The organism is Bradyrhizobium sp. AUGA SZCCT0176 (assembly GCF_018130145.1).
GTDB lineage: Bacteria > Pseudomonadota > Alphaproteobacteria > Rhizobiales > Xanthobacteraceae > Bradyrhizobium.
In genome coordinates this window covers 24,654-46,280 of record NZ_JAFCMB010000031.1, presented here as the reverse complement: position 1 = coordinate 46,280, position 21,627 = coordinate 24,654, and the positions used below count along the sequence as shown (strand labels likewise).

Sequence of the window (21,627 nt, the reverse complement as noted above, 5' to 3'; positions counted from 1 at the left end):
GCGGCCGCAGCGCCATTTTCCTGGGACCAGATTCAGCCCGGTCAGTACCGGTCCCTCAAGACAACAGGCTTCGGATCGAGCTGTACGCCTTGCCAAACGCCGTTGATCGCCCGGATCGGGTCTCGGTCCGCGACCGACTTGCCTTCGAAACTCCCAGGCTGCGCAGCAATCGACCATCGCCTTGGCGATCATTTGGACTCTCGCCGTGCGCCGGAGGACGCTACGATCGGCGCTTTACGAATCCCGATTTTAAACTGGAAAGGCATTGCCTGAGGGTTGCTTGCATGGATCCAGAGGATTTCCGATATCGGGTTGCGGACGATGGACGGATTGCCATTGCCGGCCTCACTCTGGAGGAAACCCTGGAACTCGAAGCGCTGCTTCGGTGGCAGGACGTTGCGAGGGATTTGTCGCGCGAATTGCGGCTCCTCGAACTATATCTAAGACATCATGCGACCTTCACCGACAGGCGCCGGATCATCGACGCAGGCAGCAGCGAGTCGCTCCACGTGCGCCGGCCACGCGACGTCAGCTCAAACGGTCCTCGCCGAGCCCGGCGGATGGCTGGAATGTCTCCGCGCATCCAGGTGCTGCGATCGGCGCTCGCCATCGGCATGGTCAGCGTGGGAATGCTCACCGTCTACCTGGTCGTCGTCAGCCCATAGTCCGACGGCAGCACTGAAAAGCTGGCTGCGAACAACTTCGCGCCGGGCTCATTCCGGAACGGGTCTTCAGGCAAGGCGCCGCAACGCCAAGGCGTTCACAGGAACGCGAAGGTTTGAAGCGCCTCGATCACCACGCAGATAATCATTCCCCATAAGGCGAAGTTGATCTCGATCCCAACTCGCATAGGACATCCTCCCCTTTTTTGCCGCCCGATAGCCGTTGCTTCGCGCGTGATTATTTTAATCGTAATTGAAGAACGGTCAGCTTCCCAGCCTGACTTCTGAGCAATCCGCAGTTCCCTAACGGGGATGCCGTCTCGGTCGGCATGAATCCGGCGCCAATCGCAGCCCATTGCCTGGATCAGCCATGGCCGCACCCAGCGAGCCGCAAGGCTGGCGACCCGGACGGCGCGACGGCTGGCCATCCGTAATTGCCTGGGACGCCGGTGCCCCGGGGCAAGCGATGCTCAGATTGCCAGCAGGCTGGAACCCTGAATTGAGAGCAGCGTCAAATTGCCGGTGGCGTAGGCGCCCGTATCTATGTTGGCGCGGTTTGCCAAAATCTCTGCACTGCGAACCGGTGTATGACCATGAACAATATATTTGCTGAACCGCTTCTTATGCTGAAGAAAATCCTCTCGGATCCAAAGCAGGTCTTCCTCCCGCTGCTCAGCCAGCCGGATGCCCGGTCGAACACCTGCATGAACAAAAAAGAAATCCCCGCAAGAGAAGTTGAGACGCAAGCGCCCCAGAAAGTCGCGATGGCGCGCCGGCATTACCTCGGATAGCTCTCTCATTAATGCATGCTGCTCGTCGCCGTCCGGATTGACCGACGGGGAAAGTCCGTAGGACATCAATGTTTCCAGTCCACCGACCTGAAACCAATTCCCCATGCGGCCGGGATCGCGAAAGACGTCGTCAAGAAAGGCTTCGTGATTGCCCTTCAGGAAGACCGCGTTTCCACGTTGGGAACGTTCAATCAGGAGGTCGAGCGTTGAGCGCGAATCCGGCCCGCGGTCGATGTAATCGCCCATGAAGACTTCTATCGCGTGACGTGGCCTGCTGTGTGCAACGTCGGCGTCGATGACCCGGAGCATTTGATCAAGTAGATGCGCGCAGCCGTGAATATCGCTGATGGCGTAGATGCGAACCCCGTCCGGCAACCTTGGCTTCGCCATCGGCTTCGCATGGCGCAGTGCTGACAACATCGGGATAATATACTCTCAAAGGCGTCCCGGGCTCGAGGCCGCGCGAATCCTCACCTTGGCATTAATCGCCTGGGATGAATATATATCATCCTGATACAGGTTTGGCAGGACGCCGGGCGAGTCCCGGGTGTTCGACGGCAAGCCGCAACGGCGTTGCTCACTGGCGCGGCCGGATCAGGCCGCAGGGACAGGCTGGCTGACGTGCGTCCTGTGGTGGACTTGCAATCGCCCCTTATCGAGGATCAGGACTTCCGGACAACGACGACGCCGGCATGGGGCACCGTCCTGTCGGCACGGGGAGCCCTTGCGAAGGACTTCAACAGCGCTGTGCATGCGTATCCAACCTGGAGAAGCGCTGCGAAAACCACTATCGCTGAAATTGCCTGGAGCAGGGTCTGGCCCTGTGTCATCGAAATCGCCGCCAGTGAAACCGATCCAACGAAAAGAATGGGCACCAGAATCAGAAACCGGAAGCGAATTCCAAGAACCAATCCAATCAAGGTACTGCAAATGGCCAGTGTGGTCACACCACCTACTCCATACAAACTACTGTGTTTCCTAACGCTGGCCTCCCTAAAATTGGCTTAATTTAGCCATTGAAATTGCTTGAAATTCTGATGCCAGGCCGGTTGCCGGGGAGATGCTCGCCGACGGGCGCTCAGCGCGGTAAATTTTCTGGATCGCGTTGAACCGATCAACATTGCGCATTTAATTTCCGGCGTCCCTTGCTTCCAGACCTTTTGTTTCGTGTGAGTGCTGCGTTTGCAGGACAATCCCGGATTTTGCGCCGAGCGCTGGGAAATCGGGCTGCCTCCTTAATCGAAGGGGTAGGTTTGACCCGCTTCCATGGTTAATTTAAAGCCTTCGCTGTCGGGAATTAAATACCGGAAAAAGAAAGTGCTCAGCTCATGCGCGTTGTTGTTGTGGGAACGGGATACGTTGGATTGGTTTCGGGTGCCTGTTTCGCCGACTTTGGGCACCACGTCACTTGCGTGGACAAGGACGAGGCCAAGATCGCGTCGCTACAGCGCGGCGAAATTCCGATATTCGAGCCCGATCTTGACCGCGTTGTCCAAACCAACGCGCGCGAAGGCCGCCTCGTCTTCACGACCGACCTTGCGGGACCGGTAGGCGAAGCCGACGTTGTCTTTATCGCGGTCGGCACGCCGTCGCGGCGCGGCGATGGTCACGCGGATCTCAGCTATGTTTATGCGGCGTCGCGAGAAATTGCGAAATCCGTCCAGGGTTTTACCGTCATCGTCACGAAATCGACCGTCCCGGTGGGCACAGGCGATGAGGTCGAGCGAATCATCGAGCAGGTGAATCCTTCTGCCGATGTCGCCGTCGCGTCGAACCCGGAGTTTCTGCGCGAAGGCGCGGCCGTGCGGGACTTCAAGCATCCGGACCGCATCGTCGTGGGCACCGAAGATCCGCGCGCGCGCAAGGTGATCGGCGAGATATACCGGCCGCTTTATCTGAATCAGGCGCCGATCATGTACACCGGGCGTCGTACCGCCGAACTCATCAAGTATGCGGCCAATGCATTTCTGGCTACCAAGATCACCTTCATCAACGAAATCGCCGATCTGGCGGAAAAGGTCGGCGCGGACGTTCAGGAGATTGCCCGCGGCATAGGCTTGGACAATCGCATCGGATCGAAATTCCTTCATGCCGGTCCTGGTTACGGTGGCTCGTGTTTTCCCAAGGACACCCGTGCGCTGATCAAGACTGCGCAGGACTACGACGTCCCCTTGCGGATTCTGGAAGCGGTGAATTCGGTCAACGACACCCGCAAGCGCGCCATGGCCCGCAAAGTGGCCGCGCCATTCGGTGGCAACCTTCGCGGAAAAACAGTTGCTGTCCTCGGCTTGACCTTCAAGCCCAATACCGACGACATGAGAGAGGCCCCCTCGATACCGCTGATTACGGCGCTCCGCGACTTGGGCGCGACGGTTCGGGCGTTCGATCCGGTGGGCATGGAACAGGCCCGATTGGAGATGCCTGACATCGAGTATCACGAAAACGCCTACAGCTGCGCCGAGGGCGCCGACGCATTGGTCATCGTGACCGAGTGGGAGCAATTTCGAGCCCTCGATCTTGATCGGCTAAAGCAGGAGATGGCGGCTCCGGTCGTGATCGATCTGCGAAACGTATACAATCCGGACGATCTGACCGGCAGGGGATTCCTGTACCAAAGCGTCGGGCGCCAAACGAAAGCAGCGGGCTAGCGTGAACGCGATACCAACGTCAGCCTGAAGGCAACTACCGCTTCTCAATCCAAGTACTGCTTTCGTGGAGAAACCCGTGTCCCAAGGCCCTGCCATTCTCGTGACCGGAGGAGCCGGTTATATCGGCGCACACTGCTGCAAGGCTTTGTCGGAGGCCGGCTACGTCCCGGTATGCTTCGATAACCTGTCGACCGGTCACCGCAGCTTCGTGAAGTGGGGTCCTTTTGTCGAGGGCGACGTCAGTGACACGGCGCGAGTGGCCGAAGCGATCGCGTCCCACGACGTCGTCGCCGTGATGCATTTTGCTGCATTCAGCCAGGTGGGTGAATCCGTCACCGCGCCCCAGAAATATTATCTGAACAATGTTTGCGGAACATTGTCGCTATTGAAAGCGATGCTCGAGCAGAAATGCCGCCGCCTGGTCTTTTCGAGTACCGGAGCGGTCTACGGCAATGCGGGTCGCGATCCGATCAGTGAGGGCGCCGCCGGCGTTGCCGTGAACCCTTACGGCGTCTCGAAATGGATGATCGAGCAAATCCTGGCGGATTATCGCTCCGCCTATGGCATGCATTCGTTCTGTCTGCGCTATTTCAACGCCTGTGGTGCGGAATTGTCGGGATCGATCGGCGAACTTCGTGATCCGGAAACCCATCTCATTCCGCGCGCGATGATGACCCTGCAAGGTCATGTCAGCGACTTTGCGATTTTCGGGGATGATTATGAGACCCCGGACGGTACGGCGATACGCGACTACATTCACGTGGTGGATCTGGCTGCAGCGCATGTTCGTGCCCTCGATGCCCTGCTGAAGGGCTCTCCGGGCGGTCGCTACAATCTTGGTACGGGTTCTGGATTCTCGGTGCGTCAGGTGCTGGCGGCCATCGAGCGCGAAACAGGCCTTAACGTTCCACTGGTGACAAGGCCGCGTCGGCCCGGTGATCCGCCGATTCTGGTCGCCGATCCGTCGGCAGCTCGCGCTGATCTCGATTTTCGTCCCGCTTGCTCGGATCTGGCAACGGTTGTGAGGTCCTCGTGGGCCTGGCATCAATCGGCCCACCCCCGCATTGATGCCGAAACGCGATCTCGATAAGCGCACGAAGGGCGTGCTGCACCGGCGCCACATAATTATCAGGATTATGACGCGACACCGGAATTATGGCGCGGTGGGAAAAAATTGCCCTGTTTTTGATGGTCCATTGCGCATGTGGCGCGCATATTGAATATTTAAATAGCACGGACTGATCATTTAATTGCCGCATTGACGCAATGCAAAAATACATTTGATTTTTTGGGTGCGGTGCCACACTCTCGCTTCGATTGGTTAGCACTCTCTCAAAGCGGTCGTCGAAGATCTTTCCGCGAGATTAATTCGGCATCGCTCGTTGCCCTCCGATTATTTAAATCAACACCTCGGCGGTTGCAGCGATGTCGGCGGTTGCAGTGATGGAAGTGACGAGGGCCTGAGATGTCTGCAACAACATATGGTACCGAAGACGTCTCTGCGACGATTGCAAGTCGTGGCGCGTCCCTGCAGCGCCCTTTCCAGATTTTTCTCATCAGTGGCGACTTTCTGCTGATCCTGGTGAGCTATCTGGTGGCGGGTGTCGTCTATCGCCAGTTCATGGGAACGCCGGCCGATCAGGAAGTTCCGATTGGTGCGGGCCTGATCGTCGGTGTTGCGTTCGTCGCAATAGCGTTTTTCCAGCGCGTCTACGACAGCCATCGTCTGTTCAACGGAATGTGGCAGGCGCGGAAGGTTGTTTTCGTCTGGATGATGTCGCTGGCGATTCTGGCTCTCATCGCCTTTCTTCTGAAATCGACCACGAGCCTTTCGCGCGGTACGACCATCGTGTTCGCGATTACCGGGCTTGTCAGCCTGGGCGCGCACCGGGCGGCCTGGCGCATCGGCCTGGCGTCTTCGCTGGCAAAGGGTCATTTGATTGACCGCAGGGTCGTGCTGCTCAGCCTGAAACCGCTCGATTTTACTTCGAACCGCTTCAAGGACTTGCGCAAGAACGGCTTCGACGTCGTGCGTCATTTCGTGTTGAACGCGACGCAGGATGACGCGGCCCTCGACGCCGAGATTTTGAACATCATTCGGCAGTCGCGCACGACGAATGCCGAGGAGTTTCTACTGGCAATCGACTGGAACGAACTGCCGATGCTTCAGAAGCTGAGTCAGCGGCTGCGCCAGGTCCCGCAGCCGATTCGGCTGCTGCCTGATTTTCCGATCGCAGATCTGGTTTCGCGGCCGTTCATGCCCGTCAGCGGAACGATGGCGATCGAAATTCAGCGGCCGCCGCTATCGATCTTCGAACGCGCGCAGAAGCGGTGTCTGGACATCGGCCTCGCCTCGATTGCCCTTTTGATGCTGGCGCCTCTGTTGATCATTTCAGCGGTTTTGATCAAGCTCGATTCAGAGGGCAGCATCATCTTCCGGCAGTCCCGTCGCGGCTTCAACGGAAAGCCTTTCGAGATCTGGAAATTTCGCAGCATGAGCGTTGCGGAGAACGGCCACACCGTTACCCAAGCGACCAAGCAGGACAGGCGGGTGACCCGGGTTGGCCGCTTCCTCCGGAAGACCAGCATCGATGAATTGCCGCAGCTCTGGAACGTGCTGCGCGGGGAAATGTCGCTGGTCGGTCCGCGACCGCATGCGCTGGCCCATGACAATTATTACGACCAGGTGATCAGCAACTATGTGTATCGCCATCATATGAAGCCAGGCTTGACGGGCTGGGCGCAGGTCAACGGCTTCCGCGGCGAAACGCCGACCATCGACCTGATGGAAAAGCGCGTCGAGTATGACGTCTGGTACGTCAGCAACTGGAGCATTTGGCTGGATATGCGGATCATCATCCGGACCGCGATGGTCATGATGTATCAGGAAGCCTATTGAGCGGGACGGGGTGCGTCCCGCGCTCGGCTGATCCCGGGACTTTGCCTTTCGGGGCTCCTAGTCTAGGATTTTCCGATGCTGTTGGCATCATGCAGGGTCCTGTTTGCGGCACTTGTCTTTGGTGGCGTTTTTCCGCCTGAAGTCATGGCGCAGGTCGAGTCGGAGTCGGAACAGCCCGGCGAGCCCAGAATGTCTCGCGAGCAGTGGCTTGCCGATATTGAGGCCGCCCGCCGGCGTATCGAAGAAAGAAGGCGTGAAGGGCGGAGTTTTGCCCAGCCCACGCCATCCGATGCGGACGTCGCCCGCGAATCATTCCAAAGAATTCTGGAGGATGACAGTTTACGCGCTGGCGACATCGTCGCCACAAGCGGCGGCCTGCTGATGTTCAAGGGCCAGTCGTCCAATGAGCGAAGCCTGAACGATTTCGCGCCCGTCGCATGGGGGGCCGCAAAGCCGTAGCCCGTACGTCTTTTCACGGTCGCCGTACATCGACGGCTGGCGCGGGACCTGCTGGATAGCAACGGTGGCGGATCTGCAATCCGCTCTCGGACACGAAATGAAGAAATACCAGTCGCTCGGTTTCCGCAGCGGCACAGGTTCGGTCGAGCAGTTTCGTTTGGGCAGTGGCGGTTGCCCCTTGATAGAGTATGGCTGCGCTTGGATATAGCCGGGCTTGAAAAATGTCTTCGAAATCCTGTGCGACCGCGTCCTGCAGGACGGGTGGCAGGGCGTTGAAGCTCCGCAGCGCCAATGGCGCTCGAATGAGCTGGAGCCAGGCCTCGTGGGGCGCCTGGCGATAGGACTGGTCAAGAAGCGCCACCGCGCGTGGTCCGAACCCCTCCTGGCGGATACTGGACCAGTACATGCCGAGCCAGCCAAGGGATTCGGTGGGTGCGCACGCAATCACCGCCTTGCTCTGGGAGTTGACGCCGGCGGTGTCGGTGTCGGCCTGCAGCAGATTGGCGCTACGCACCGTTTCATCGGCTAGTCCGATCTGCAGGAGCAGCAACTCGCGCAGCGTCTTCGAATTGCATTGCCGCTCGGCGGCCGGGAGGTTCGCGGCAATCATTCCCCGCAGGAGGGCCGGGTCGTACTTCTCGCCGCGCGCGAGGCGGCTGGCAACGAGCGGAACCGCGGGATCGCCAATGTCGGGAAATACCCGAGCCGCCCAAACCAGTGCGGCGGCGGCGAGAATGATATTGGCGCCCAGCATGAGCCGGCGATGGAGGCGGCGGGATGGCCGGTACGGCAGCGCCGCCTCAGGCGCCTTCGACATAGTAGCTATTGTAGTGTGAGCCCTTATAGGCCTCGATACGCTTGAGCATCTTGGGGTTTGCCCGGTTTAGAACTGCCCCGAGAAGTTTCTTTTGGATGGCCTCCGAGCTGGCCAGCGATTCCTGCAATGCGCTGCGCGTCGTCCGGCCCCACTCGATGACATAGACCATCGCATCAAGGAGGTGGCTGATCGCCTTTGCGTCGGTCACCGGCATCACCGGCGCGAGATCGATGATGATGTAGTCGTAATTGTCGCGCACCGTCGCCAGCATATCCGTCATCGCCTTGGAGGCCATCACGTCAGCCGAATTGACCATGCGCGAGACGACGAAGGACGGAAGGAAATCCAACCCGGTTTCCTTGCTGCGCTTGATGTGCTGACCCAGCGACTGGGGATCCCTGAGCGCTTCAAGCAATCCGGTCTTGGCGTTCGGTGCCAGTTCGCGCGTCAGCGAGCGGGTGTGCAGGTCGCCATCGATCAGCAGGGTACGGTGACCGGTCAGGGCGATCAGGTGGCCAAAATTGGCGGCAACCGTGGTCTTTCCCTCCTTCGGCAACGAAGAGACGATGCCGATCACGCGGACGTCGCGGGTCAGCCGGGCGACGTCGATGGAAACCTTGATGTTCCGCAGGGTTTCGGCGTAGCGCGAAAACGGGTGGTCGACGACATAGTGGGAGAGGGAATCGTCCCTGCCCTTCGCTGCCGAACTATCGATCGGCAGCAGCAGGCGCGCCTTCTTCCCAGCCGGCTTCTGCGGATGTAAATCGGGAAGCACGCCGAGGCATTTCACGCCGAGCTCGTCCTCGACCTCGCCGGGAGACCGCAGCACGTCACTCATCAGCTCTTTCGAGAAGGCCGCGCCGAATCCGAAGCAGAGCCCGCCGACCAGGCCGCCGACCAGCGCCAGCAGGGTTTTTGGCGAGCTCTTCTTGTCGGGCTTGACCGCCGTGCCGATGATGCGCGCTTCGCTGATCGGGAAGCTCTGGTTTTGCGTCGCGTGTTGAAGCTTCTCGAGGAAGTTGTTGTACAGGTTGCGATAGGTATCGGCGGCACTTTCGAGATCACGCAGCCTTACCTGCGCCTGACCGGTGTTGCCGGCCTGGGCGACCAGTCCTTTCATGTTTTCCTCAAGTGAGGCTTCACGGCTCTTGGCGATGGCGTAATCGCTTCGGTAGGCGTCGGCGATTCGGCGGACCTCATCGGCGATCGCCTTGCGCAGCTCTTCCATGCGGTTGTTGAGATTGATCGATGCCTGATGGGTCTTGCCGTAGCGCGCCGACCAATCGGCATACTGGCCCGCCAGATCGAGATATTGGGCGCGAAGTCTGGTGATGACCGAATTGTTGAGGGCGTCGGTGACGGTCGGCTGAGCCAGATCCTTGTCCGAAATCGCCTCGATCCTGTCGAGACGAGCCTTGGCTTCGGCAGTGGCGGCGCGGGCCTGAATGAGCTGGGTATTGACGTCCGATAGCTGCTGCTCGGTCATCAAGCCGCGGCTGGTGCCAACGATGTTGTTCTCTGTCTTGAAGGTCTGGACGGCGCGGTCGCTCGCGGTCGCCTGTTCGCGCAGTTCGGCGCTGCGCTGTTGCAGCCACTCGCCGGCCCGCTTGGTTGACTGGTATTTCGCCTCGAGCGCGCCAACGATGTAGGCGTCGGCGATCGCATTCGCGATTCGCGCGGCCTTGTCCGCATCCTTGGAACGGTAGTTGAGGGACAGAACATAGGTCGTGAGTACGCGTTCGACCTTGAGGTTTTTTTGCACCGCCTCGACGGCCGCGCGCTCGATCCTCTCCTTCGAGGGCGGCCCGTCGGACCCGAACAGGGAAAGCGTCTTACCGATAATGATCGCCACTATTCCGGGATCGGATCCGTTGAATTCAGGGTCCTCCGTCAAGCGCAGCCGTCGCACGATCGACTGGATCAGGTCCTCCGAGCCGATGATCTCGACCTGGCTGTCTACGAATCCTGTGTCGATAAGGTTGCTGTTGATAGCGGTTTCCTTGTCGAGGACCTGGGTCTGGCGCGTATCCATCAGAATACGGGCATTCGCCGTATACATCGGCGTCGATACCAGCAGATAGATGACGACAAGCGCCAACGTACCGGCGACGACCGAGGCGATGAGTGGCCACTGCCGGCGCACGATATCGATGGCACGCTCGACGCTCAGCGTCGTGGTGCCAATCTCGATGCCGTACTTCTTGAGCGCCTGGAACTGGTCTCTGGGTTGATACATCTGCAAGCTCAATTGTAGCGGGATTGGCTGAGCGGGACCGGTATCTTGGCAAACGGATCTGATATCTCGGTGTTCCATTCACCCGTCAGCAGACCGGAACCGGTATTGGCTGGCTTCGCAGCCTGAGCAGGTGCCGCCGCGCCCAACTGTTCGGACTCGGCCGCGTAGCCGATCAAGACCGCGCGGTCTCCCAGTTTGCGCACGAAATCATTTATCTTCCGAGACGCTTCAGGCTTGGTCGTGAGACAGCGTGACTCCGCTCTGTAAAGACCTGAGCCGATTGCCACGCGATCCTTGTCCGATGATTGGTTCACCAGCTTTTCCACGGCAGGCAGCAGTGACGGATCGGTGACCAGGTATCCGCTGAGCCGTCCCGCCAGTTTTTCCTTGTCGTTACGCAGCTGTTGCAACAGCGATCCGGGTGAGGTGCTGAAAGCCTGCAGGGCCGGCGGGGGGACGCGCTCAGCCAGCGCGACGCATTGCGCATGGCATGGTGCCGAGATCACCAGGAGCAGCGCTATGCCTGCCAGAAGCCTGAACCCAGCCACAAGAGTCTGTCGTCGAATCAAGGACATACCATTCATTCGTGTACCGCTGGCTGGTGGGGAAATACGGTTTAATCGAAGGTTCAGTGTTTAATCGCCGGTTCAGGCGTTTAATCACATCTGCAGGCATTTAATCACCTGTTCAAGGCAATGATGGCAAAGAACTGTGTCATCTTTTTGTGCAGTGCAAAAGAGTGTCCCCGTGACTTTGAGGAACTAGCAAATTCCGGACCAGTGAAATGTCCCGTCCGTCCGGCGACCCATGACGGCCTTCATCCAGAAGCGGCCTGGGCGGCCGCCGATGCCTGAGGGTGACAAGATTTTTGAGGTATTAATAAGAATATAATCAATAAAGCGCGCGTTCTCACCCGACGGTGAGACGAACTGCAACCCGCCCGTGGCCCGGAGCCATCGATGGCGGGTGCAGGCTCACGGGAGGGCAACCATGCCGTGAGTTATCAATAAATGTTCACTGAAGCTGCGGCCTAACGGATGCAAGCCGGTTCGCCTGGAGGCGCTGGCCGTGGCTGCCGACAGCAACCCAAAAGCGCGGATTGTCGCTCGATTGCATCGATATCCACGTATAGCCCATGGCATTCCAGGGACGGACGTCGCGCGACAGGTTGTCGAGAACAACGTCGCCGTCGGGAAGCCGGGCGACCAGCACAAGGTGCCCCTGACCGCTGCTGGTCAGGACCACCGCCAGGCGCAGCGCGCTCTGGGGCCAACCCCTTGCAATCAATTGGTGCCGCTTGGTGACTGCGTAATCGTTGCAGTCGCCTGCGGCCGGCGAGACCGTCCAGCGCGCGGTTATCGGATCCGTGGACTTGCGCAGCGGTGATATCGCTTCGTTAACCGAGGCGTTGACGTCTCGCAGCATTTCCATCGCGCGGTCGGCGGTCGGCAATGCCTGCACGCCGGTTTCCGCGTCGCATTCAGCGCGGTAGTTCATGCAAAACTTCACGAACTGGAGCGGCGCGAGCGTGTTGTCGAACTCCTCGATGAAGGCCGTCCGGTTGGTCCGCGACACGTCGGTCGAGGCGTCGGTTTCGGCCCTGGCGGCGCCACCGGCAAATGCGATTGCGGTCGCCAGCATCGGTGCAAATAGCAGTCTCATGTCGTCCCCCGTCATTCTTTTTCTTGACGCAGGTACGGTGTCTCACGGAGTTGTTGGGTTTAGGTTCCGCCGATAGTTAAAATTGAATCTAACCGCAGATGACGTTATCTGCCTGATGGATATTGGTTAATTCGCGATCAATCCAGGCGTTCCATGGCGCTCAGTTGGTCGGACTGACCGGCGTCAGAACGGATGGCGTTCCGGCCGCGGCTGTCGTGAAAAGCGTCGTTGTACTGGTACTGGCGCCAGCGCCGCCGCCGAAAGTTGTGCTGCTGTTGCTCGAAACGGCGCCCGGCGACGGCGTCGATGTGGTGCCCTGTCCACCGCCGGCGGTGGTGTCGCCGTTGGGATCTGCTCCGGTGATCGCCTCGGTCGGAATATCCCCTGTGATGCTCACGAAGGCTTGAATCAGCGGCGGATTCTCAGCCTTCAGGACCACTTCCTGGATTTGCTGGGCAAAGGCCGGCTGCGTCAGCACGCACACGGCGGCGGCGGTGCCGAGACCGGCACCGATCGCACGGCTTTGATCGGCGGAACTGGCCTTGGAAAGCGATGCGATGCCTTCGAGCGTCTCGGGCCGGGTCATCAGCATGTCGCGGATTTGCGACGCGAGGCCGCCCTGACCGTCCTTGAACTGGCTCAGGAGCGCTTCAGGGTTCTCCAGAAAGGATGTCGCGCGCTCTGCCGACACCAGCGAGGAGTTCGGGACGCATCCGCCGCTGGCGGGTGCCGCGGCAACCGGGGCCGTTCCGCCGGTCACGAGCATCACGAGACAAAAACCCACCAAACGCATTGTCATTGCCCAATCAATCGCAATTAAAAACAGCCGATTTAAATTAAATCATAATTCAGTCGCCACAGCTCCGCCACCGTTTTTTCGCAATGACGACGGAAGGCACTGCGCCAGCCCGGCACCGGTGATCGCGGCGAAAAAAACCCCGTAACCGGCTATCTGCAGCGAAAAATCGATGCTGCTGTGAAGCAACCCCAGCGCGGCGACGCTGGCTCCGGTGACGGGGATGTAGCGATCGCGCCGCCGCAGCAAGCTGCCCCGGAACAATTGGTAAACATACCAAAGCACGGTCGCAACGATCGGGATGGTCGCGGGCAGGCCAATTTCGACCGCGAGTTGCAGCGGCGTGCTGTGGGCGCGGTCCCAAATCCCGAGGCTGCCTAATTCGGCGGGCCGGTAGGCGGCAAAAGCCGCCTCGAAATTGCCCAATCCGACGCCAAACAGCGGATGGTCGCTGACGATTGCGATCGCGGCGCGGTAGGCCGCCAGCCGCTGATCGTCGATCAGGCCATAGGTGAGAATCCGCCCTGCCACCGCGCCGCCGATCAGCTGAAGAACCAGGACGGAAACGACCGCGGCTCCCGCCAGCAGCGCCCATCTTCGAAAAGTACCGAGCTCAAGCGGCCACAGATAGAGTGTGCCGGCCAGCAGAAACGCGCAGATCGACAGCAGCAGCCCTGCGCGTGATCCCGTCATCGCGGTCGCCAGCGTGCAGACGGTAAATCCGACAGCGAGAGCCGCTGGTGCGGCGAAATAGTGCCCGAGCAACGCGAGCGGCTGATCTGACGGCGGGGCAGCGCGCTGGTCTCCGCGATGTAGCGAGCGCAACAGAGGCACCAGGAAGAGCAAGGCGCAACTGCCCCAGAATGTCGCGGCGGTGTTGCGATTGACGAATGTGCCGGTGGCGAAGCCGAGATAGGCCTCCTTCTGCCTGAATAACAGCGTATTCGGGTCGGCAAGCTGCGCCAGGATTCCGTAACAAGCGTAAAGAAAACCCGCCCACGCCAATATCCGGAGAAGCCGTTGGGCCACTGGCGCATCGGCTGCAAGAAGAAAGGCGCGCACGAACGCAAGCGACACCAGCAGAGGGGAGCCAAAAGCGAGCCAAGGGCCGGCCGCGGTCATCGAAATGCGAGCAGGGACATCGGCGCCGAGGAGATCGAGCGGAAGCTTCCAGACGGCATTCGTCCGTCCCACCAGCGGACCGGGCCATGTTTGCAGCATGACGATCGCGCTGATCAGCACCATCGTCATGAACAGCGGCAGCAACAGGCGAAAATCCTCGCGGCCGATGGCTTCCAGATCCGCCGTCAATAGACTGAGCGCGAGCAAGACGATCCAGATCCAGATCCAGACGAAATCCGCCGATCCAAGCGGAAATGGCGCCAGGACGAAAACAGCTATCGCGACAAGATTGGACGCTCCGCCCAGAATTTTCCTGATTGATCCCTTATGCGACGGCAGGTGCCAAACCCCATTCCTGAACTGACTGGAACTTGGGCGCGGTAAACGGCGGCGGCCGACCGGGCTGGTCCCAGGTTCCCGAATTTATCGATCTGCCTTCCAAAGAGCCAGCGATGCGAAGGGATTGTTTCACGCCCGCTTTAAAATGCGTCGTCTTCGTGGCCGCATCCATTTGCGGATATGCCGGCGCAGACGACGGCAAATACGTTGCTTTTCGCCGGTGTATTTATTCTGGAGCCTGCCACACGGGACGATTAAACGTGCAGGGCGATTAAAAATGCGGCCGCGCTTCTACGGGGGCATTTATTTGCGGAGCTGCCATGCGCGGTCGGTTTTTCTCGGGAGGATTTTAAGGTTCGGGTTGAACGGAAAACGGAAGAGAGGCACTATGTTGCATCGCAACAATTCGGACATAATTCGATCGTGACGGGCCATCGCTCAAAAGAACACTATGTCCCGCTCGACAGCGTTCGCGGCATAGCCGCGCTTTGCGTCGTGGTCCATCATTTTGTCATTTCTCAACCGCTTGCCGCGGTCCTGCCGAACAGGGCCTGGATCGACTTTGCGTTTTTTCATAACGCCTGGCTGTTCGTTGATCTGTTCTTCGTTCTGAGCGGCATCGTGATTTCGATGAGTTACGTGCGAGGCGGCTTCGGTACTTTCGAGTTTCGGGAGTACATCGTGCGCCGGCTCGCTCGCATCTATCCGCTCCACATCGTCACGTTGCTCGCATTCCTCTCGTTTCGAATGATGAAGCTCGGCCTTGTGGGCACCGGCCTGATTCATTTCGCGCCGCCCGAGATGGCGGTCAACAACGGCTATTCGTTTTTCCTGAATGTGCTTCTGCTGCACGCGATCGGTTTCGTTGATTATTTGAGCTGGAACGGCCCAAGCTGGAGCATCAGCGCCGAATTCTATACCTACCTCGTGTTTGGCGGCGTCGTGGTTCTGGCTCAAAAATTCCGGGACGTTCGCATTGTCTATGTGCTTTCGCTGTTTCTGTCGTTGGCCAGTTGGGCTTTTATCCTGCTGGTTCTTCGACAATATGCCCTGGACTTTCACACCTTTGGCATCGCACGCTGCATACTGAGTTTTTTCCTCGGCGTGCTGACGCTCAGAGCGGTGGCGTCGGTGCCTCCTGCCGTGCGCCCGGCTTTGCAGTCGATCTGGCAGATCGGCGCCGCGATTGCGGCCATCGCCATTGTCTGCGTGGTCGGAATGTGGCCGATGTCGAGCTTTCTCGCCCCGGTCATTTTCGCCGTCCTGCTCGGATCGCTGATGGCGTTCCCCGGACGTGGCCTGCCGAACCTGCTGTCGGTCAAGCCGCTGGTGTGGCTCGGCAAGCGATCCTATTCGATCTACATGGTACACGCGCTCGTGCTCGTATTGATCGAATACTTTGCGCGCGGCGTTGGCGTGCGGAAGTTTGAGGTGATTGATCAGTTCGGTTCGGGAACAGCTGCAACGCTACTGCTGTCGGGTTACGTTGTAGCCGTTCTTGCGCTGTCGAACCTGACCTATGCGAATATCGAGATCCCCGGCTCGAAAGCCATCGTCGGACTTTTGGCCCGCAGGCCTCGCGTTGTCGCGACGGCCGAAGGAGGGGGGCAATGACGAGCCGGTCGTCGCCATCTCTCGCAGCACCGGATTTCAAAGCTCCGGAGCCGTTGCCTCTAAACAACCAATTGCCGGAAATCGGCATCTGGAACGTCGAGGCGATTGCGCTGCTTCTCTATTTCTATCGCGACGCGTTCGCCGGCGCCCTACGCTACTACCTGAGCATCGCTAAACTGGACGTCCTGTGGTTTCTTCCGGATATCTTTGCGCTGATGTGCATTCTGGCTTTTATCCAGCGCTACATCATCACCGGCAAGAGCCTGATCGCTGTCCTCACGCTGCTATACATCGCGTTCGCCTTATACGTCGGATTTGTTTTTCTGGGCTACTTCGCCGGCATGGCATCGTCGTTCAAGATGATAGCGCCCGTGTTTGTGGGTTTTTGTTTTTGTCGGCGCGACTTTAGTCAGTACAAGCAGCTTCTTGCCCTGATCCATCCCATCTTCTTCATTACCATTTTCGGCATCTTCCTTTCATCACGCGTGCAGATGCCATGGGTTGGCTTTGCTTTCGAAACGCTGGGAGCCACGCGGCAGGCCACCAGACTTTGGTGGGCGGCGTCGGAAACGCGACTGGCGGGGTTTGCCGCCGACAGCACCATGGCCGCGTTTTTCGTGTTTATTACCTTCGTGTTGACGTCGGCTCGCAGAAGTCTGCTGTGGATCGCCATCTGGGCGCCGGTCGGCCTTTACGCCATCAAGCTCACGACCAGCAAGACCACGCTGGGCGTGATGATAATGTACCTGTTGTGCCTTGTTGTCATTCGAATGCTCCCGGAACGCGAGAAGTTTCCCATGCTGCGCCGGATGGCGGGGCTCTCCTTCGCATCGATCCTGGTTCCGTTCGTGCTGATGATGTTCTTCGCCGGCGACGGCCTCACCAGCATCTCTCGGGGATTCTTCAGCCTTCAGGATCGCGTCAATAACAGCTGGCAGCTCCCGTTTGTGTATATGCAAGAGCTCATGCCCGTGGGATTCGTGACCGGTTGCGGCCTCGGCTGTTTCAATTATCCGCAGCAGCTATTCTCGAACAAGCTCAGCTACTATGTGCCAGTCGATAATTTCTATATCGGCACGTATCTGATGTTTGGCCCGATCTTCGTCGTATTCATGATTTTCGCCATCGCCGCGGTCATGAGGACCAGGGATATCTACAAGCTGTCCGCCACGATCGCGATGAACCTCTTTACCATCACGGTACTGGCCTATGGCCCGGCCAGCGGGTTGATCATGATCGGTGCCGCCTTTAGCGACATGTTCGCCAAGCGAGGCGCGCCGAATCGGGATCTGGTGAGTTCTGCACCGATCGCGCCTGGCATCGATGGTCTGGCATCGCGGCCGGCATGATGAAAGTCTCGTGGCACTCACCGGCGCTGATAGTGCCTTTCCCCCGCGCGCCCCGCGTCCCTGCCATGGCTCCCTCTCAGAGGAGGGAGCGGTGATGAGCGCTCCAAAACAGGATTTTCTCCCGGCCATCCAGGGGCTGCGCGGCATCGCTGCGCTCAGTGTCCTGATCGTGCATCTTTACGACATGCCGCTGCTGGCGGGATTCATGGCGCCGATTTGGCCGTGGCTGGGATCGACCATCAATATGGGTGGACACGGTGTCGAGCTGTTTTTCATGATCAGCGGCTTCCTGATTCCGGCCAGCCTGGTGCGCCACCGCAGCGTTGCCAAGTTCTTCTATGATCGCTGCCTTCGCATCCTTCCCGTGTTTGTCCTGCTCCATCTGACGCTATTCACGATCGGCCCGATCGTCGGCTACAAGTTCTTCAAGGGAATTGATGTTGGAACTTACGTCCAGTTGTTCCTCGTCAACCTTGCGTTCCTGCCCGACGCTCTGGGGCTTCCGATTGGCCAGCAGAATGCATGGACACTGAGCTATGAGTGGGCATTCTACATTCTGTTCGCCGCGACCTTTGTGGCCATCGTTCAGCAGAAAAACTGGATGCTGGCGCTGCCGCTGATCGCGTTGGCCGTCGCAGGCATATGGTTTCGGCCGATTGCCGCGTATTTCCTGGTTGGGCTGCTGTTCAGTGCCGTGGATCTGCCGATCCGGCTCGGAGGGTGGACCGGGTTGCTGGCCGGCGTGGTTTGCGGCGCCGCGATGTATGTCTCGATCGAATACCTGCACCCATTTATCGGTCTCGTGCCCGGTGTTCTGCTGTTCGGCATGGCCCTGACGCAAAACTCCGGTATAGCGACGGCGTTGAGTGCACCATCGCTGCAGTATCTCGGCAAGATCAGCTACAGCCTCTATCTGGTCCATCCCTTCGCCCTTTTTCCATTGCAGATGATCGGGGCGAAGCTTGCCGGACGCGGCGTGGATCTTTGGCTTCTTTCCGGGACCTTTGCGGTTCTGGGCTTCGTCCTGTCGATTGTCGCTGGAGCGATAAGTTACGAGCTTTGCGAGGTGCGTTTTCGGCGCTTTCTGGATGCCGCGTTTCGCCCCCGGCTGTTTCGGGCGCCCGATGGAGCAGGGCAGGGGCACCTCGCATGACGAAGTTGGCCTCAGGACGCGGTCTGGACACGTTACGATCAACCCGCCGGTTGGCGCTTTCGAATATTGCGCAGCCAGGTGTTGAGCGGATGCGGGGCTGGAAAAACAATATACGGATGACTTCATGATCCTGAAAAATCTGCTCTCGATGTCCGGCGTGAACATCGTGAAATCGGTCGTCCAGTTTCTGATGACGCTGCTGATGACCTATTTCGTCACCCCGGCCGAGTTCGGTCTGGTCGCCTTCTCGCTGCCGTTTGTCGCCTTCATAGCCCTTCTCACCGATCTTGGTCTGTCGAGCGCCATGATACAGCGAGGCTCGCTCTCGCGTGAGGAGACCGGAGCGGCCGTGACCATGATGCTGGCGATCGGCATCGGCTGTGCCGTGGTGCTGGCGGTTGTAGCGGGACCGCTGGCCGGGGCCGTGAAGATGGATGGCCTGTCGGGCGTGCTGACGGCGCTGTCCGTCTCCGTCGTCCTTTCCATAGCGGCGCTCGGACCGCGTGCGGTACTCGAGCGCGCGTTGCGCTACCAGACCGTGGCGAAGGTGGAGGCGGGCGCGTCAATCACCGCCGCGTCCGTGGGCGTCGTCGGAGCCGTTCTGGGCTGGGGGATCTGGGCGCTGATTTCATATTACGTCCTGATGCAGATCATTCGCGCGATCGCTTTCTACGCGGTTACGCGGCATCAGATCAGGCTCAACTTCCGATGGCGTGGTGTTGGTTCGATGCTCTCCTTCGGGAGCTGGATACTGGCCTCGAACATTCTCAATTTCGCCGCGCGCAACATCGGCAATCTGCTGATCGGTGCGAAGCTGGGCGCGGCCGCGGTAGGGCTCTTTGGTCTCGCCTTTCAGTTCATGATCTTTCCGTTGATGATCCTTTCGTGGCCAGGCGGCGGTGTCTTGATGGCGACGCTGAGCCGCATGTCCGGTAACGGGCGGCACGCGGAGCAGAACGCGGCGATCTGCGCGATGCTGAGTGTCACGGCGATGATTACCTTCCCCGCGATGATCTATCTGACGTTTGGACTCTACTACCCGGTGACGACATTCCTTTCGCCGCATTGGCAGGACGTATTGCCGCTGGTTAGCGCGCTTGCGCCGGCGGGGGCCGCGCAATCCATTGCTGCCTATGCCGGTCCGATTCTGCTCGCGCGCGGGAAAGCCCGTCTGCAGTTCTGGATCAGCAGCGCCAACAGCATCGCCATGATCCTGTCTTTCGTGGTGGCGCTGCCGTTCGGTCTCAAGGCCGTTGCTATCGTGTATCTTGTCACGGCGATTATCGTGTGCACCTTTATGCTGGTGGTTGGCAGCCGAAATACCGGGTTGCCTTTCATGTCGATCGTCAAATCCCTGCTTCCAGCGACCATCGCGACCCTGGCCGGGACCGTCGTGGCTCTCGCGGCGACGTCGGCCGATGTGACAAGCATGAAGCATTGGCTGCTTGCAACCAGTCTATATCTGGTGGTCGTGCTGTCCTGTTACGTCGCATTCAGGCATCAGATTCGCGGCAGCGTGCGCTCGTTGCTCGGCCGATCAATTGAAGCGCAACCGTTAGACGTTCCCTCGGCGACGTGAGAGATCCTTGATATGAACGCGCATGTCGAACCAGATAAAATGGTGAGGCGCGAGCCTCCCCAGGCTGCGTGGCGGGCGGATTTGCTGGCGAACACCGGGAACTCCGGCGTCGTTGCTGCCGCGGTTGCCTTGATCACTGATCCCGGCTTTACGGTGATTGCCTGGTGGCGTGCTGCCAAGTGGTTGCGCTTCAACACACGTTGGGGGCACGGCATTACCTGGCTGATCGTGCGCTCACTGGCGCGGCGCGGCTGCTTTATCTCGGTGCTCGCGGAAATCGGCCCGGGACTCAAACTTCCGCACCCGACCGGGCTTGTGATCGGGGAGGGCTCGCATGTCGGGAGTGGGGTTACGCTCTATCATAACGTGACACTGGGTCGACATGCCTGGAACGAACCGGGCTGTCCGCGCGTTGGAGACGGTGTCGTCATCTACGCCGGCGCTGTCATCATTGGGCCCATCAAGATTGGTGAAGGTGCAACGGTAGCAGCAAACTCGGTGGTCAATCGGGATGTATTGCCGAAAGCGGTGGTCGCGGGGATTCCAGCCAAGTCGATGCGTTCCGCATCGTCGTCTTCTTAGAGGTAATGCGGCGGCTAGCAAGGATACGCCGTCGCTCCGGCCAATGAGATCACTTTCGTTTTCGTCGAAGATCGTCAGGCCCGTCCTGGCGTGACAGCCCGGTCTAAATCGCAGTTTTGAGCGTTGATCGACGATCGTTCACTGAAACCAGTCGACGAGGGGATCAGCATGTCGTCAATCATGACCGACTTTACGGGCATTTTTCCATATCTTGCAGGTACGAAGTTCAACGAGAACATGGCCGTGACTTACGGCGGCAAGACGGGTGTCAGGTACCGAAGTGACGTGTTGATCGACATGTGCCGCGGCAAGCGGGTTCTTCATGTCGGATGCTGCGATCACGTTCCTCTCATCAAGAAGAAGATCGATCACCGGGATTGGCTCCATGGTCTGATCACGGAGTGCTCCGAGTATACGGTCGGTGTCGATATCGATGCGGACGCGGTGCGGGAGGCGAGCCGAATTTCCGGACTGGACAACATGGTATCCGGCGATGTGACGTCCGGCCAGAAGATTGACCAGATCTCCGGCCGGAAGTTCGATATTGCCCTGTTCGGTGAAGTGGTCGAGCACATCCCGAATCCGGTGTCCTTTCTCGGACGATTTAGGGAGAACTATGGTGACGCCGTCGAGAAAATCGTCATTACCGTGCCGAACGCTTTCAGGGGCGGTAACATCAAGGGAATCCTGAACAACACCGAAACCATCAATTCCGACCATCGTTTCTTCTTTACGCCTTACACGATCGCAAAGGTTGCCCTGGATGCCGGATTTTCTCCGGAGGAAATCCAGATGGCGACGTTCAAGCGGGCCGGCATGATGAAGAAGATGTTGCTGCGGCGTTTGCCTCTACTGGCCGAGGACATCATCTTCACCGGCTCGGTGGCGCCCGGCCGGGCGTGACCCGGTCCGGCTTCTA

At 59.2% G+C, this 21,627-nt stretch carries 20 protein-coding genes; 11 read left to right on the top strand and 9 right to left on the bottom strand.

The annotated features are described in order from the left end of the window. The first annotated feature begins 284 nt into the window (after positions 1-284). The gene (locus JQ600_RS34610) at positions 285-665 is read left to right on the top strand and encodes a hypothetical protein (RefSeq protein WP_212391986.1); all 381 of its coding nucleotides are present in this window, start codon (positions 285-287) and stop codon (positions 663-665) included. A 95-nt stretch (positions 666-760) separates the two neighbouring features. Here JQ600_RS34610 and JQ600_RS34605 read toward each other — a convergent pair whose 3' ends face one another. The 3 genes from JQ600_RS34605 to JQ600_RS37340 all read right to left on the bottom strand — a co-directional run bounded on the left by JQ600_RS34605 (position 761) and on the right by JQ600_RS37340 (position 2,581). Further along, complete coding sequence (locus JQ600_RS34605; RefSeq protein ID WP_212391987.1) at positions 761-1,090, bottom strand: hypothetical protein; 330 nt, start codon at positions 1,088-1,090, stop codon at positions 761-763. A 42-nt stretch (positions 1,091-1,132) separates the two neighbouring features. Further along, positions 1,133-1,873: a metallophosphoesterase family protein gene (locus JQ600_RS34600; RefSeq protein WP_212267204.1), complete on the bottom strand. Its 741-nt coding sequence runs from the start codon at positions 1,871-1,873 to the stop codon at positions 1,133-1,135. A 573-nt stretch (positions 1,874-2,446) separates the two neighbouring features. Further along, the gene (locus JQ600_RS37340) at positions 2,447-2,581 is read right to left on the bottom strand and encodes a hypothetical protein (protein ID WP_283814775.1); all 135 of its coding nucleotides are present in this window, start codon (positions 2,579-2,581) and stop codon (positions 2,447-2,449) included. A 200-nt stretch (positions 2,582-2,781) separates the two neighbouring features. On the opposite strand from JQ600_RS37340, the gene JQ600_RS34595 reads away from it, so the two are divergent. The 4 genes from JQ600_RS34595 (at position 2,782) to JQ600_RS34580 (ending at position 7,459) form a co-directional block, all read left to right on the top strand. Then, complete coding sequence (locus JQ600_RS34595) at positions 2,782-4,101, top strand: UDP-glucose/GDP-mannose dehydrogenase family protein (RefSeq protein ID WP_212267208.1); 1,320 nt, start codon at positions 2,782-2,784, stop codon at positions 4,099-4,101. A 76-nt stretch (positions 4,102-4,177) separates the two neighbouring features. Beyond that, positions 4,178-5,191 carry a UDP-glucose 4-epimerase GalE gene (gene galE / locus JQ600_RS34590; RefSeq protein WP_212391988.1) on the top strand — a complete coding sequence of 338 codons (1,014 nt, stop codon included), beginning with the start codon at positions 4,178-4,180 and terminating at the stop codon, positions 5,189-5,191. A gap of 375 nt (positions 5,192-5,566) precedes the next feature. Continuing rightward, positions 5,567-7,000 (top strand): undecaprenyl-phosphate glucose phosphotransferase, encoded by a 1,434-nt coding sequence (locus JQ600_RS34585; protein WP_212391989.1) that lies wholly within the window; start codon positions 5,567-5,569, stop codon positions 6,998-7,000. Between the two features lie 75 nt (positions 7,001-7,075). Further along, positions 7,076-7,459: a hypothetical protein gene (locus JQ600_RS34580; protein WP_212391990.1), complete on the top strand. Its 384-nt coding sequence runs from the start codon at positions 7,076-7,078 to the stop codon at positions 7,457-7,459. Between the two features lie 13 nt (positions 7,460-7,472). On the opposite strand, the gene JQ600_RS34575 is transcribed toward JQ600_RS34580, so the two are convergent. From JQ600_RS34575 to JQ600_RS34550, 6 genes are all read right to left on the bottom strand, one after another. Beyond that, positions 7,473-8,276, bottom strand: coding sequence for a hypothetical protein (locus JQ600_RS34575; protein ID WP_212391991.1), 804 nt, complete (start codon positions 8,274-8,276; stop codon positions 7,473-7,475). After that, positions 8,260-10,512 (bottom strand): polysaccharide biosynthesis tyrosine autokinase, encoded by a 2,253-nt coding sequence (locus JQ600_RS34570; RefSeq protein ID WP_212267222.1) that lies wholly within the window; start codon positions 10,510-10,512, stop codon positions 8,260-8,262. The genes JQ600_RS34575 and JQ600_RS34570 overlap by 17 nt, the downstream gene beginning before the upstream one ends. Positions 10,513-10,520: 8 nt before the next feature. Next, entirely contained in the window at positions 10,521-11,087 is a 567-nt protein-coding gene (locus JQ600_RS34565) for a hypothetical protein (protein WP_212267224.1), read from the bottom strand. 439 nt (positions 11,088-11,526) lie between these two features. Next, the gene (locus tag JQ600_RS34560) at positions 11,527-12,174 is read right to left on the bottom strand and encodes a transglutaminase-like cysteine peptidase (protein WP_212391992.1); all 648 of its coding nucleotides are present in this window, start codon (positions 12,172-12,174) and stop codon (positions 11,527-11,529) included. Positions 12,175-12,334: 160 nt separating this feature from the next. Next, positions 12,335-12,973 carry a hypothetical protein gene (locus JQ600_RS34555; protein ID WP_212391993.1) on the bottom strand — a complete coding sequence of 213 codons (639 nt, stop codon included), beginning with the start codon at positions 12,971-12,973 and terminating at the stop codon, positions 12,335-12,337. 42 nt (positions 12,974-13,015) lie between these two features. Beyond that, complete coding sequence (locus tag JQ600_RS34550; protein ID WP_249136233.1) at positions 13,016-14,299, bottom strand: O-antigen ligase family protein; 1,284 nt, start codon at positions 14,297-14,299, stop codon at positions 13,016-13,018. A 555-nt stretch (positions 14,300-14,854) separates the two neighbouring features. On the opposite strand from JQ600_RS34550, the gene JQ600_RS34545 reads away from it, so the two are divergent. The 6 genes from JQ600_RS34545 to JQ600_RS34520 all read left to right on the top strand — a co-directional run bounded on the left by JQ600_RS34545 (position 14,855) and on the right by JQ600_RS34520 (position 21,611). Beyond that, complete coding sequence (locus tag JQ600_RS34545; RefSeq protein WP_212391994.1) at positions 14,855-16,045, top strand: acyltransferase; 1,191 nt, start codon at positions 14,855-14,857, stop codon at positions 16,043-16,045. After that, on the top strand, positions 16,042-17,394 hold the full coding sequence (locus tag JQ600_RS34540) for a hypothetical protein (RefSeq protein WP_212391995.1): 1,353 nt from the start codon (positions 16,042-16,044) through the stop codon (positions 17,392-17,394). Before JQ600_RS34545 ends, JQ600_RS34540 begins: the two co-directional genes overlap by 4 nt. Before the next feature lie 94 nt (positions 17,395-17,488). Then, entirely contained in the window at positions 17,489-18,547 is a 1,059-nt protein-coding gene (locus tag JQ600_RS34535) for an acyltransferase (RefSeq protein ID WP_212392011.1), read from the top strand. A 124-nt stretch (positions 18,548-18,671) separates the two neighbouring features. Further along, entirely contained in the window at positions 18,672-20,126 is a 1,455-nt protein-coding gene (locus JQ600_RS34530; RefSeq protein WP_212267236.1) for a lipopolysaccharide biosynthesis protein, read from the top strand. Positions 20,127-20,138: 12 nt separating this feature from the next. Further along, positions 20,139-20,708 carry a serine O-acetyltransferase gene (locus tag JQ600_RS34525; protein ID WP_249136232.1) on the top strand — a complete coding sequence of 190 codons (570 nt, stop codon included), beginning with the start codon at positions 20,139-20,141 and terminating at the stop codon, positions 20,706-20,708. Between the two features lie 168 nt (positions 20,709-20,876). After that, positions 20,877-21,611 carry a methyltransferase domain-containing protein gene (locus JQ600_RS34520; RefSeq protein ID WP_212391996.1) on the top strand — a complete coding sequence of 245 codons (735 nt, stop codon included), beginning with the start codon at positions 20,877-20,879 and terminating at the stop codon, positions 21,609-21,611. The last annotated feature ends 16 nt before the right edge of the window (positions 21,612-21,627 follow it).

What these genes read in the sequence shown, in the direction of transcription:
- JQ600_RS34610 (WP_212391986.1), top strand. Translation starts at nt 285, where the DNA reads ATGGATCCAGAGGATTTCCGATATCGGGTTGCGGACGATGGACGGATT.
- JQ600_RS34605 (WP_212391987.1), bottom strand. Translation starts at nt 1,090, where the DNA reads ATGGCCAGCCGTCGCGCCGTCCGGGTCGCCAGCCTTGCGGCTCGCTGG.
- JQ600_RS34600 (WP_212267204.1), bottom strand. Translation starts at nt 1,873, where the DNA reads ATGTTGTCAGCACTGCGCCATGCGAAGCCGATGGCGAAGCCAAGGTTG.
- JQ600_RS37340 (WP_283814775.1), bottom strand. Translation starts at nt 2,581, where the DNA reads ATGCGCAATGTTGATCGGTTCAACGCGATCCAGAAAATTTACCGCGCT.
- JQ600_RS34595 (WP_212267208.1), top strand. Translation starts at nt 2,782, where the DNA reads ATGCGCGTTGTTGTTGTGGGAACGGGATACGTTGGATTGGTTTCGGGT.
- JQ600_RS34585 (WP_212391989.1), top strand. Translation starts at nt 5,567, where the DNA reads ATGTCTGCAACAACATATGGTACCGAAGACGTCTCTGCGACGATTGCA.
- JQ600_RS34580 (WP_212391990.1), top strand. Translation starts at nt 7,076, where the DNA reads ATGCTGTTGGCATCATGCAGGGTCCTGTTTGCGGCACTTGTCTTTGGT.
- JQ600_RS34575 (WP_212391991.1), bottom strand. Translation starts at nt 8,276, where the DNA reads ATGTCGAAGGCGCCTGAGGCGGCGCTGCCGTACCGGCCATCCCGCCGC.
- JQ600_RS34570 (WP_212267222.1), bottom strand. Translation starts at nt 10,512, where the DNA reads ATGTATCAACCCAGAGACCAGTTCCAGGCGCTCAAGAAGTACGGCATC.
- JQ600_RS34565 (WP_212267224.1), bottom strand. Translation starts at nt 11,087, where the DNA reads ATGTCCTTGATTCGACGACAGACTCTTGTGGCTGGGTTCAGGCTTCTG.
- JQ600_RS34560 (WP_212391992.1), bottom strand. Translation starts at nt 12,174, where the DNA reads ATGAGACTGCTATTTGCACCGATGCTGGCGACCGCAATCGCATTTGCC.
- JQ600_RS34555 (WP_212391993.1), bottom strand. Translation starts at nt 12,973, where the DNA reads ATGACAATGCGTTTGGTGGGTTTTTGTCTCGTGATGCTCGTGACCGGC.
- JQ600_RS34540 (WP_212391995.1), top strand. Translation starts at nt 16,042, where the DNA reads ATGACGAGCCGGTCGTCGCCATCTCTCGCAGCACCGGATTTCAAAGCT.
- JQ600_RS34535 (WP_212392011.1), top strand. Translation starts at nt 17,489, where the DNA reads ATGAGCGCTCCAAAACAGGATTTTCTCCCGGCCATCCAGGGGCTGCGC.
- JQ600_RS34530 (WP_212267236.1), top strand. Translation starts at nt 18,672, where the DNA reads ATGATCCTGAAAAATCTGCTCTCGATGTCCGGCGTGAACATCGTGAAA.
- JQ600_RS34525 (WP_249136232.1), top strand. Translation starts at nt 20,139, where the DNA reads ATGAACGCGCATGTCGAACCAGATAAAATGGTGAGGCGCGAGCCTCCC.
- JQ600_RS34520 (WP_212391996.1), top strand. Translation starts at nt 20,877, where the DNA reads ATGTCGTCAATCATGACCGACTTTACGGGCATTTTTCCATATCTTGCA.